General features: G+C 47.1%; 12 protein-coding genes. 4 read left to right on the forward strand and 8 right to left on the reverse strand.

Going from position 1 to position 12,140, the window contains the following annotated elements; genetic code table 11:
• Positions 1–50: 50 nt before the first annotated feature.
• Positions 51–2,765: a cation-transporting P-type ATPase gene (locus tag C7Y66_RS02340; RefSeq protein ID WP_106218918.1), complete on the reverse strand. Its 2,715-nt coding sequence runs from the start codon at positions 2,763–2,765 to the stop codon at positions 51–53.
• Between the two features lie 192 nt (positions 2,766–2,957).
• Here C7Y66_RS02340 and C7Y66_RS02345 point away from each other — a divergent pair, with 192 nt between their 5' ends.
• The gene (locus C7Y66_RS02345) at positions 2,958–3,680 is read left to right on the forward strand and encodes a bacteriorhodopsin (protein ID WP_106544338.1); all 723 of its coding nucleotides are present in this window, start codon (positions 2,958–2,960) and stop codon (positions 3,678–3,680) included.
• Positions 3,681–3,693: 13 nt separating this feature from the next.
• On the opposite strand, the gene C7Y66_RS02350 is transcribed toward C7Y66_RS02345, so the two are convergent.
• Complete coding sequence (locus C7Y66_RS02350) at positions 3,694–4,080, reverse strand: hypothetical protein (RefSeq protein ID WP_106544339.1); 387 nt, start codon at positions 4,078–4,080, stop codon at positions 3,694–3,696.
• 165 nt (positions 4,081–4,245) lie between these two features.
• Here C7Y66_RS02350 and rppA point away from each other — a divergent pair, with 165 nt between their 5' ends.
• The 3 genes from rppA to C7Y66_RS02365 all read left to right on the forward strand — a co-directional run bounded on the left by rppA (position 4,246) and on the right by C7Y66_RS02365 (position 7,169).
• Positions 4,246–4,923, forward strand: a complete 678-nt coding sequence (rppA, locus tag C7Y66_RS02355; RefSeq protein ID WP_106166097.1) for a two-component system response regulator RppA — start codon at positions 4,246–4,248, stop codon at positions 4,921–4,923.
• Between the two features lie 16 nt (positions 4,924–4,939).
• Complete coding sequence (locus tag C7Y66_RS02360) at positions 4,940–6,226, forward strand: cell wall metabolism sensor histidine kinase WalK (RefSeq protein ID WP_106544340.1); 1,287 nt, start codon at positions 4,940–4,942, stop codon at positions 6,224–6,226.
• 265 nt (positions 6,227–6,491) lie between these two features.
• Complete coding sequence (locus C7Y66_RS02365) at positions 6,492–7,169, forward strand: TrkA family potassium uptake protein (RefSeq protein ID WP_106544341.1); 678 nt, start codon at positions 6,492–6,494, stop codon at positions 7,167–7,169.
• 67 nt (positions 7,170–7,236) lie between these two features.
• On the opposite strand, the gene C7Y66_RS02370 is transcribed toward C7Y66_RS02365, so the two are convergent.
• The 6 genes from C7Y66_RS02370 to C7Y66_RS02395 form a co-directional block, all read right to left on the reverse strand.
• Positions 7,237–9,099 (reverse strand): monovalent cation:proton antiporter-2 (CPA2) family protein, encoded by a 1,863-nt coding sequence (locus tag C7Y66_RS02370; protein ID WP_106218981.1) that lies wholly within the window; start codon positions 9,097–9,099, stop codon positions 7,237–7,239.
• On the reverse strand, positions 9,089–9,727 hold the full coding sequence (locus tag C7Y66_RS02375) for an NAD(P)H-dependent oxidoreductase (RefSeq protein WP_106218980.1): 639 nt from the start codon (positions 9,725–9,727) through the stop codon (positions 9,089–9,091). Before C7Y66_RS02375 ends, C7Y66_RS02370 begins: the two co-directional genes overlap by 11 nt.
• A 34-nt stretch (positions 9,728–9,761) precedes the next feature.
• Positions 9,762–10,154: an ion channel gene (locus tag C7Y66_RS02380; RefSeq protein WP_106544342.1), complete on the reverse strand. Its 393-nt coding sequence runs from the start codon at positions 10,152–10,154 to the stop codon at positions 9,762–9,764.
• A gap of 99 nt (positions 10,155–10,253) precedes the next feature.
• Positions 10,254–10,463: a hypothetical protein gene (locus C7Y66_RS02385; RefSeq protein WP_106218978.1), complete on the reverse strand. Its 210-nt coding sequence runs from the start codon at positions 10,461–10,463 to the stop codon at positions 10,254–10,256.
• Between the two features lie 323 nt (positions 10,464–10,786).
• A complete protein-coding gene (locus C7Y66_RS02390) occupies positions 10,787–11,182 on the reverse strand; it encodes a hypothetical protein (protein ID WP_106218126.1) in 396 nt (131 codons plus the stop codon).
• A gap of 2 nt (positions 11,183–11,184) precedes the next feature.
• A complete protein-coding gene (locus C7Y66_RS02395; RefSeq protein ID WP_106218127.1) occupies positions 11,185–11,934 on the reverse strand; it encodes a ParA family protein in 750 nt (249 codons plus the stop codon).
• Positions 11,935–12,140: the final 206 nt, after the last annotated feature.

The following is a 12,140-nucleotide window of genomic DNA, read 5'->3' on the forward strand; positions in this document are numbered from 1 at the left end:
TACCAGTAGAGTTGGAAAATAGTTGCCAAGCAATCCGCGCTATAGAGAGGCTACTTGAGAGGTGCAAAACGCTTTAACAGGGCTGCTAGAGCAATCATCGGGATTCCCAAACCAAGACAAATTAAGCCTTGAATCAAGCTCAGTGCCTCAGTTGTAAATAGCTGGTTCATCACGCTCCATTGACTAAAAAGCGTTTGGAAGATGAATACACAACCAATGCCGACCGCCACAGCATAGCCAATGGATTCATCTTTACCGCGTATTCTGGCAAAGAGCGCTGGGATAAATCGACTGATGCTTAACAGGTAAAAAGCTTCTGCTGCAACCAATGCCTGAATTGCCATCGTCCGAGCTAAAGTTTCATTGCCTGTGGTTTGAACGATCCATTCAAACGTGCCAAAAATTACAATCCAGTTGAAAACAGAGACTGTCAGAATCCGTGTCAGCAGGCTACCCGATAGAAGGGGTTTGTTCGTCGGACGAGGAGGTTGTTGCATGACCCCAACAGAGGCAGGCTCAAATGCTAAAGGTACTGTCAAAGCTACGGAGCTAACCATATTCAACCAAAGAATTTGCACCGGAAGAATCGGCAATGCCGTTGACAAAAGTACCCCAATCAAAATCGTCATCGATTCTCCACCATTTACAGGCAAGATGAAGGCGATCGCTCTCAGCAAATTTTTATAAACCGTGCGTCCTTCCTCAACTGCCGCTTCGATTGAGGCAAAGTTATCGTCAGTCAGGAGCATATCAGCCGCTTCTTTCGCCACTTCCGTACCAGCGATCCCCATCGCCACCCCAATATCGGCTTGTTTTAGGGCTGGGGCATCATTAACTCCATCTCCAGTCATCGCCACAATTTCACCTTTGGATTGAAGCGCCTCAACGATGCGGAGCTTTTGTTCGGGTGCAACGCGAGCAAATACCATGCTCTGCTCTACAGCATTTGCCAGTTGCCGATCGTCCATTTGGCTGAGATCTTGACCCGTGAAAACGGGAGCATCTTCGCTTTGGTTCAGCCCGATCTTCTGGGCGATCGCCGCCGCAGTCATTGCATGGTCGCCCGTAATCATTTTGACTTGGATACCAGCCGACTGACAGGAATGAATTGCTTCAATCGCATCTGGGCGAGGTGGGTCGATCATGCCTTGCAGTCCCAGAAAAATTAAATCTTTCTCAATGTCAGAATGCTCAATTGAAGACTGCGAACGCGGTACAACTTTCTTGGCAAGTGCGAGTACCCGCAGCCCTTGCTTCGCCATCTCATCTACAGATCGCTCTATCTGCTTTGAATTGACTGCAATCCTATCTCCATGAGTATCGAGCATTTGGTAGCATCGCTTGAGGATCGCCTCGGCTGAACCCTTGACATAGATCGACCTTTCTGCTCTGGTGTCATGCAGGGTTGCCATGTACTGAAACTGAGATTCAAAAGGAATCGTATCGAGTCGGGGAAGTGTCTGTTCCAAAGATTGCGATGTTAAACTTGCTTTACGAGCTACAGCAACCAACGCTCCTTCCGTAGGACTGCCAACCACTACCCAGTTGCCATCCTCTTCCTTCAAATGCGAGTCATTGCACAACAATCCTGCTTGCAAGCATTCGTATAAAGTTGGTGTATTCGCCAAGTCAACAGGTTGTTCGTCCAGGAAAATCTCTCCATGCGGTGCATAGCCCCCACCGCTGACCGTATAGCGTTGTCCACCAGCATAAATCTCTTGAACTGTCATTTGGTTTTCAGTCAGCGTCCCTGTTTTGTCGGAACAGATTACCGTTGTACTACCCAATGTTTCAACCGCTGGTAACTTGCGAATGATGGCGTGATGAGCCGCCATCCGTGAAACGCCAATCGCCAAAGTAACGGTTAAAACAGCTGGTAAGCCTTCAGGAATTGCACTCACTGCTAAAGCGACAGCAGCTTTAAACACCTCAACCCAGGATGCACCTTGGGCAACTCCCACAGCAAAGGTGAATGCAGCCAACCCCAAGATGACATACAGCAGAGTTTTGCTAAACTTATCAATTTTACGAGTCAATGGGGTTTCTAGACTTGTACTCTGTTGCATCAAGTGGGAGAGGTGTCCTGCTTCTGTCATCTCTCCAATTCCCACAACTAGCCCACGCGCTTGACCGAAAGTGACTAAGCTACCCGTGTAAGCCATATTTATCCGTTCTGCTAGAGCAGTCTCCGGAGGCAGCGGTTTGAGATCTTTTTCAACCGGAACCGATTCTCCTGTCAAGCCAGACTCATCCACTTGTAAATCGCGAATTTCGCTCAGCCGTAAATCGGCAGGCACTTTGTCACCGGAGGATAGCAAAACGAGATCGCCAGGAACTAGATCGCTAGAAGAAACGACCAGCTTTTGACCATCTCGTACAATGGTTGCCTCCGTCGTTACGGATTCTGCTAAGGCGGCGATCGCATTCTCAGCTTTAGCTTCTTGAACGAAGCCAATGATGGCGTTGATTAGAGTCACACCAAAAATCACGCCTGAATCGATCCACTCTTGCAAAAATGCAGTCACCACCCCTGCAACTAACAAGATGTAAAGTAGAGGCTGATTGAATTGCTGGAGGAATCGTAACCAGGCGCTTTCTCTTTTTTTCGCTGTTAACTGATTTGGACCCAGGCGATCGTGCCGTTCTGCTGCCTCATTGGCAGATAGACCCGTTTCAAGATCGGTTGCTAAAAGCCGAGCAACTTCCTCTATAGCAAGATAATGCCATAGGTGTTTGGTTGATGTCTCTACATCCGCTACTGCCATAGCACTTCCTTCACGCAAAATGGCAACGAGAGAGCAACTAAAGATGATTTAAGTCAAGGGTTTTTCTGTTGCTTCACGTTGTCTCTAGCGTCGTTTGCAAATGTGAGTGAAATATGATCGACTTGTTGACGTTGCTCACTTTTGGATCACATTTGTCCTCAAGACTAATAGGCAAGCCAATGGAGGTAGCTTATGGACTTGCAGGCAACGTTTCACTGGATTTATGTAGCAGCAATGGCAATCGGGGCGCTTTACTTCATTTCACTGGGCACCAAACCTCGTGGCGTTCCTCAATCCGAATATTTAGTTGCCACCTTCATCCCGATCTGGTCAGGGCTAGCGTATATGGCAATGGCATTAAATCAGGGAAAAGTGGAAGTGGCAGGTCAGGTCGTCCATTATGCTCGTTATATTGATTGGATTGTGACTACCCCCTTGCTATTGTTGGCACTCTCTTGGACAGCGATGTACTACATTGCAAAAGACTGGACTCTAATTGGTTCTCTGATGGGAACTCAAGCGATCGTGGTGGTGACTGGGCTAGTAGCTGATTTGTCTACTGTGGATTGGATGAGATATCTGTGGTATGCCTGCGGCGTAGCCGCATTTTCAATCGTGCTTTGGGGAATTTGGCTGCCTCTACGCGCCAAAACTCGCGGGCAAGGTGTGGAACTATCAAAACTCTATGACAAACTCGTCACTTACTTCACAGTGTTGTGGATTAGCTACCCAATTACTTGGCTGATCGGTCCTTCGGGGCTGGGTTGGGTCAATCAGACGATTGAGACACTCCTGTTCTGCGTCCTGCCCTTCTTCTCGAAAGTTGGGTTTAGCTATTTGGATTTGAATGGTTTGCGGCGTTTAAATGCCTCTAAAGCTCGTGTTATTGCTTCAGCTCAAAAAAGCTTTTATTAAAGCGAAACTAACTTCACTCGATGATTTCGTAGCGTACTAACTGCCTGATATTTTGTCGGGATAATCCTAGTTCTTGAGCGATCGCCGTTTCTATCCGCTCGACCTCTATTGTTGGCAGTTCCAATTCCAATCGCTTCAGGATCGGTTCCGCTGTCTCCACTTCTACCTGAGTCACTCCCTTTGTTCTGTTGATAGTAGCATTGATCAGCAATACGTTTACCGATACCTTTGCTTCCAATTGAGTATCTGATTGGAGTTTGTTGTTTGTACTGTAGGAGCGGCTTAATTCCTGAGCAGCCAGGAGACTACAGACAAACCAGAATCCAGCTGCCACAAATGGTAAAGGCAACCAAAACTCTATCCCTGACACTTGTAGCCAACGTTTAATCCCATGCCACACGCTTCACCTTGTCCCATTCATTTCATAAATCCGCTCGTATCTGCACTCTAATGCCGCGATCGCCCTCCTGAAATCTTACCTATAGACGATGTGCTAATTACATTAAATTCTATGCTGATAAAGCAAAGCGCAACAGCAATGGTATGAGAATCTTGCTGGAATGGTATGAGAATTTTACTGGTTGAGGATGACCCTAAACAATTGATGCCCCTTCAAATCGTTCTCTCCCAAGCAGGACATAGCGTGGACGGGGTGAAGGATGGGGAAACCGCTCAGTGGCTCTTATCTGAAAAAGAGTATGACCTACTGATTTTAGATTGGATGTTACCCCACATCAGTGGGTTAAATCTCTGTCGCCAGTATCGAGCAGCAGGTAAAACTGCTCCGGTGCTGATGATTACAGCCAGAGATACCACACCTGAGAAAGTAACTGGGTTAGATGCAGGAGCAGATGACTATCTGGTTAAGCCAATCGACATTGTAGAATTCATGGCACGAGTGCGGGCATTGCGGCGGCGATCTCCCCTCTGGGAGGCAGATATTCTCTGCCTTAGCGATCTCCAACTCCACCTCGACACGCTGGCTGTGGAACGACAAGGCAAAGTCGTTTCTCTCTCCAGTCGAGAGTTTCAGTTGTTAGAGTACTTCATGCGTCATCCCCGACAAGTTTTGACTCGCAACCAGATTGAGCAAGCGTTATGGGAGTGGGGGACTGAGCCAGAAAGCAATGCCATAACTGTTCTGGTTCGCAAGCTTCGTCAACGCTTGCAGGCGGTGGGAGCAGCTGATTGGATTGAGACTGTTTATAGTATGGGCTATCGTCTTGTTCCTCAAAAGCATTGACTTTGAAGTTTGAAAAGTGTTCAACCATAGTCGTCGGAATCTAGCTCGTTGGTTCACCCTTTCAATGGGTAGTATTCTCGTGGTCTTCGCTGGGGGAATTTATTATTTTGAAATTAAAGACAAACTAGATGTTTTAGATCGGCTGCTATATGACAGAACAAGGGTGATGGCAGCTAGCGTGCAATATGAGTGGCGTCAAGGGCACAAACAAGTCGATCTGAGCAATGTACCGCTATTAGGCAGCGGTTCTCACCCCTTGGATAAAAATTTAGTCTACGTTCGGTGGTACAACCCTCAAGGGCAGTCGATTCGATTTTTCGGTACTCCTCCCCCAGAGCAGTTGAATGTATCCCCTGGATTTCTCACGATTAAATCTGTCGATCCGCTATTGGAAGACGAACTCTGGCTTCGTCAAGTCACGTTGCCCGTTGAAGGACGGCACGGGATACTTGGCTATCTTCAAGTTGCCATGCCGCTGGCAGAGACTCAAAACAGTCTTAGTCAGTTTCAAGTTGTATTAACTCTTGCTGTACCTGTAGCACTGGGGTCGATCGGACTGACAGGTTGGTTGCTTGGTGGAGCAGCGATGCAGCCGATTCGACAATCCTATCACCAACTTCAACGGTTCACTGCTGATGCTTCCCATGAGTTACGCTCGCCGCTCTCTGCCATTCTTACCAATGCCCAAGTTGCGTTAATGATAGCAGCGGACGATTTGCAATACCATCAGCCGTTGGAAAATATTATAGATAGTGCTAAATCGATGGGGACTTTGGTTAACAATTTATTGCTATTAGCTCGTCAACAAGGGCAAATTCTGCCTCAATCTCTCAAGCTGTTAAATCTCAACGATCTGCTGGAGAATTTAGCATCACAATATCTGGAGCGAGCAATGTCCCAAAGCATCAGTCTAACCTATGAGTTATCCGAGCAACCAATTGAGTTATGGGCTGACCCAGACTTACTGCGGCAAGCAGTAGAAAATTTGCTCGACAATGCCTGTAAATACACTCCTGCTAGTGGAACTGTGCAGTTGCGCTTAGTCCCCCATCCAGGTTGGGCAGTCATCCAGGTCATCGACACTGGTATTGGAATTCCAGAAGCAGATCTACCCTATATCTTCGATCGCTTTTACCGAGTTGACACAGAACGATCGCAAGATAGTGGCGGCTTTGGGTTAGGATTGGCGATCGCTCGACAAATTGTTCAAGCCCATAACGGTCAAATTCATGTAGCAAGTACAGTAGGTAAAGGTTCGAACTTTCAGGTTGAACTACCAATCAAACCCCGAAGCATGGCTTAGACCGCTTGATGAGCTGTTGCTCACTTGCCATCGCTCGTAAAGTGGATCGAAGGCTTCAGTAAAGGTTTGTCGATATTTAAGGTAGAAGCAGCATAGGCTTCCTCTACTCGTCTTGCTATGTTTAGGTGAGCACAGACATTGCATTGGCTGCTATAGAAAACTCATCTACTTCTGGTGCGCGCAAACTTACATTTGTTTAAAGTACAATCTAATCGTTTGCTAGCCCTTAAAGTAAAGCAAGGAACAGTAGCATTAGGAAACAACAATGTACGTCCTCATTGGCGGAGCAGGTTTAGTCGGGCTAAGTCTAGCGCAAAGCCTTGTAGAACTAGGGCATACCGTAGCCATTATTGATATCGATCCTATTGCTTGCCGTTATGCCCGCGAACAAGTGGGGGTGATGGCTTTTGAAGGAAGTGCGGTAAATACGGAAGTTTTGTTAGAAGCAGGGATTCGCAAAGCTGATTCTGTAGCGGCTGTCCTTCGCCATGATGCCTTGAATTTGGCAATGGTGACTCTTGCCAAGCACTACGGAGCTTCCCACATTTTGGCACGAATGCGACATCGCGACTTTGCCGAACCGCTACGCCTTGCAGGAGCCAACCATATTGTCAGTACTGTTGACTTGGCAGTTGCCACAATGGTGAATGCGATCGAGTATCCGCAAGTAGAATCGATGATGCATTTTGAGCAAGGGCAGATTGAGGTACTGAAACTTTCCATTCCAGAAAGTTGTTATGTTGCTAATCGTAGCGTTGCCGAAATTGCTCGAGATCCCCGGTTCCCCGCAGGTTCTTTAATTATTGGCTATCAACCCCATCCCCACGAGAATCTGATGATTCCTAACGGTAGTACGGTACTGGAACCCAATTCAACTATATTGATTGTGACCAAACCAGGGTCTTTACATCAAGTGATTGATTTTGTGGAAGGCTGCAAGTAGTTTTCATGAAACTGGATCTAGATTTTTATTTAGCAATTGCAGCGATTGCTCTGACTTGTTACACGTCTTAGATAGCATCTCTTTGCTGAGCTAGGACATCCCAAGCTCGATCGTCATGGGCGATTTCTCGTTCGTCAGACTGCAAAATTCGCTCCAGATCTTGTGCTAATTGACGAGAGCGTGCCATCAAAGCGGTGTCATCTCCTTCTACAGAAGCCATATCATACAATGCTTCTTCATCATGATGTCTGAAGGTTTGAGCAGCGCGATGTGCTTTATAGGCTCGTAATCCCAATAGCTTCAATGCCTCAACGCCCATATCTAACGCCGACCCAAATGTCTCGCGTTGAATCACATCTACTCCACGGCGAATCAACTCGTAGCAATGGCGACGATCGATCGCCCGCGCTAAAATCTTGAGGTGCGGAAAGTGCTTACGTGCCAAGTCTACAATCTCCAGGATTTGCTCGCGATCGTCGATCGCTACGACCAGAAGTTTAGACTGTGCTGCCCCAGCTGCATATAACAGATCGATCCGAGAGGCATCACCATAAAATACCTTCCAGCCAAAGCGCCGCAATAGCTCAATTTGGGCTGGGTTATACTCTAAAACGGTAATTGGATAGCCATTCGCGAGCAACAACCGTCCGACAATTTGACCAAATCGCCCAAACCCAGCAATGATTACAGAGTTTTCATTGTCTTCAATGTCATCGGCTTCCCGATCGTCTAACTGTAAAAGAAAACGAGGTACGATCAGGCGATCGTAGGCAATCATAAACAGCGGCGATAGCAGCATCGAAAGGGCGACAACGGCAATCAAGCTGCCTGCCAGATTCTCTGAAAGCACGTTGCTCTGTGCTGCAAAAGAAAACAAAACAAACGCAAACTCATCACCTTGTACCAGGGCAAACGCAAACAAGATACTCTGATTCAAATCCAGTTTGAATAGCTTCCCTAGCGCAATTAACACCCCAGATTTAAGGATGGAGACTCCAACAATTAACCCGAAAATTAGCAATGGTTGCCCCAGGATTAAGTTGAAATTGATGCTAGCTCCGACCGAGAGAAAAAATAACCCCAGCAGCAAGCTCTGGAACGGTTCAACGGTACTCATTAACTCATGACGATACTCACTTTCCGCCAGCACCACCCCCGCTACAAACGTTCCCAATGCTGGAGATAATCCGACTGCTTGCATTGCCAGGGTAATTCCCACAACCAGCAGTAGTGCCGTCGCCGTAAAAATCTCGCGCAGGCGAGTAGCTGCAATAAAGCGAAATACCGGACGCATCAAGAATCGCCCACCCACGACAATACCGCCCACCGTACTCATGACCAGTAGAGTTTGTTGCCAGCCTGCCAGTGTATTGCTTGATGTTGCAGTTTGACTCACCGCCTCTCCAGGATTTGTGGATAGCAGGGGCAACAGTGCCAGGATAGGAATAACGGCAACTGCCTGAAACAGCAGGATTGAAAAGGCGGACTGTCCTCCCTCTGTTCTCATAAGTCCCCGTTCACTCAGGGTTTGTACGCCGATCGCCGTCGAAGAGAGGGGCAGGATCAGCGCGATCGCCAGTGCGGTTTGCCACGACAGTCCCAACAGGATTCCTAGCCCTGACAGGAGGACAACGTTAGCAACCATCTGCAATCCGCCCAATCCCAAGATTGGGACTCGCATCCGCCACAGCAGATCGGGCTGAAGTTGCAAGCCTACTAGAAATAACATCATCACCACGCCAAACTCAGCGAAGCGCATGACATCCTGACCTTCCTGCCCCACTAGACGCAGCCCGAACGGACCGATAACGACTCCAGCAATCAAATATCCCAATACAGAACCCAGTCCCAGTCGTTTGGAAATTGGCACTGTAATGACTGCCGCCGCTAGGTAGACGAAAGCCTGAAAGAATAAGTTTTCATTGGACATGGAGAGGTGTCTCCTGCGTGTCGAGCGCTTGCTCAAGGTAATGATTTAGATGTCGGTGTTGCAGCAGTTGCTCCCAATCAATCGCGTGGTTGCGTAGCATGAGAATCACGGTTTGATAGTCTTTGACATACCTAGAAATTTGGTGAGTCTCCTGTAGTTGGTGGGTTCCGTGAATCACAAACGGTGGTAAGTATTCCATCCCACACAGATGTGCCGTTTGCTCAAAGGGAGCCAGAAGTTCTCGGATTGTGAAGTAATTATGTCCCTGTCGGCAATAAGCCTGCTCGCTCCCTCCAGTGGTAATAGCAGAAAGGAGCTTTTTTCCGCGTAAGGCAGTGCCATTATGACCATAGGCAAAGCCATGTTCCAGCACTAGATCTTGCCATTCTTTGAGGATGGCAGGGCTGCTGTACCAGTAGAAGGGATGTTGAAAAATAATGATGTCATGGGTGACCAGAAGCGCTTGCTCAAACTTCACATCAATATGAAAGTTGGGATAGTGCTCATATAGGTCGCGAATGGTAATGGAGTCCATTCCACGAACGGCCTTAATCAATTGGCGATTGATTCGTGACTTTTCCAGTGCCGGATGAGCAAATAAAATCAAGATACGGTTTGGCTTATCCATTGATTGAATCGAGTGACACGATGGAGTTGGCAATCTAAAAACGATTCAGCAGGTTTTCCAGGCGCGTGCGATTGCTGAGCGAAACTAATTTGTTTAAACTCAGCGTCGCAAAGTGAGCGATAAAGAGAATCTCGACCACAAAATGACTGAGAGCTTCTAAGGTGACAGCGATCCACATTGCTCCCAGCGGTACTTGGGTTCCATACCCAATCCGAAAAAAGGTTTCAATGCTGAAATAAAGAAATGGTAAAAATCTGACTGCTCGTTTACCCTCCCGATCTTGCAGTAATCCCCAGTTCAGTCCATCTATTCCCCAGTAGACGAGCGCAAATAAGATCGTCAGTCCGAACGAAAGCAAGACCAATTGCAGGACTGCTGAACCCCAGCGGGATTCAATGGGGTCATCGATCGCCATACCTATCTCCATCTATGGATAAGTTAAACACAATGTCAACCCAAATGATGATTGACTCACGAAGTCGTTCGCGCTTGGGAGCTTTCAGTCCTGTAAAAGGATACCTAAGCTTCAACGCCAATTTGTAAAGCTACTCGCAATTGACAGCACCCCTGCAATCAAGATTGCCTTTTGAACAGGCATGATGCTTTTTTCTGATTTGCGAATTTGGTCTGTCATCCATCCCAGCATCATCAGCACTGCAAATCGGGCAACGAAGCCCGTAAGAGAATTTCTGACTAAATCTAGCGGCAGAACGAATTCCATTGCAATGTCATTCATCTATCTTATTAGCGGTGAAGTACGGCTTCCAAAGAATTTCTTTGAGTCAGAAAGAAGAGTCGATCTTAACCCCTAGAATGGCAGCACTGCGGTTCAATTTGCAACCATTTCCTCTAGCCCGTCTCAATACCCCCAAGCCTCCAAGGCATTGCACCGAGATGTTTGTCAAAATCTGCAAGATGCCTACAAAAGACTTGCTTTTTCATTGCAAATAACGGCTTTTTAAATTCTGATATAGCAAATTTCCAAACCTTGATAGGATAAGGATTTTTAGTCTATCTTGCAGGATTTTACGTCTATCTCGGTACAATGCCACTTTAGATTCAACCTCTACTCCGGCGTTGTCTTTCCTGTAGTCTGGCTACAAGTAGATCGCGGTTTTGAAGCATCTGCTCAAGGAGTTGGGAGATTGCTTCTTCGACGATCGCCTCTTTGTAAGGTGCATTCGCCTTACCCAGTTCCAATTGCAACTGCAAGTGAAACGTGTCTAGCTGCTCCAATACCGATTGACTCAACTTGAAAGTGGCTTTGCGTAACTTGTTTGCTTGTTGACTTGTTGGATTGTCAGCATCCTGACTTCCTGACTTGTTAAATTGCTTGTTGACTTCCTGACTTGTTGACTGGCCAACAGATTTGACCTCAACAGAATCAAAGTATTCATCGGCTTTGGTCTTTGGCAAGTTAATTCTGTCGCCAGCGCTCCTGCGTTCTTTTGGCATAGCTACGACTCCGCTACCATCTGCTTAACAACTGCTCGATAGGGTTGCACCAGTTTCCATTCCCCGGCGTACAAGTGAATTGGTTCTCCCGCTAAATTAGACTCAGCAAACTTCACGGACTTAGGCACTGGGTCAAAAACTTTAATCTCCTCCAACTGCTGCTTCAAGGTATCAATCACGTCCTGCGTCATCACCGTGTTTTTTTCTGCCATTGTGGGCAATACACCTAAAATCTTCAGGCGCGGATTCAGCCGTTTTTTGACACTCCCAACCGTTTCTAGTAATGCCTCCAGTCCCTTGAGGGCAAAAAACTGACACTGGACGGGAATCAGGAGAGTATCGGCAGCGGCAAGAGCGTTAACGGTTAGCAATCCTAAACTGGGAGGGCAATCAATCAGGATGTGCTGGAATTTCTCCCTAGCTGGCTCTAGCCTTTCTTTCAGGATGTAGAAGTTTCCCACCTTGCCGAGCAATTCTGTTTCCCCTTTAGCTAGCGAAATATCAGCAGGCAACAGATTTAAACCGGATTTAGTCGCTACAACTGCATTCAATATCTCAGCAGTCTCTGTAATCACTTCATAGGTTGTGAGTTGGTTGTCCGATACTTCCACGCCCAACCCAGTAGTTAAGTTCCCTTGGGGGTCGAGGTCTATGGCAAGGCATGAGCTTTGCTGTGCCAGCAATCCCCCCAACGAGATGGTTGAGGTGGTCTTGGCCACTCCTCCCTTTTGATTGGCGATCGCAGTAATCATAAAAGCATCTAATTATCGCCTTTAGCTTGCCAGCAAGTTAACCAACTGACAAGCTAACTTGACAACTTTTTAACAATCTGACACTTTGACAATCTGGCAATCTAACAAGTTAACACGTCAAGCTGTTAGGTTGTCAATCACCTGACTTGTCAACAATCTGACTTGTCAACAAGTTATGTCGATAATTGATTCATACCATAACTAAA

This window comes from Chroococcidiopsis sp. CCALA 051 (assembly GCF_003015105.1).
GTDB classification, from domain to species: Bacteria; Cyanobacteriota; Cyanobacteriia; order Cyanobacteriales; family Chroococcidiopsidaceae; genus Chroococcidiopsis; species Chroococcidiopsis thermalis.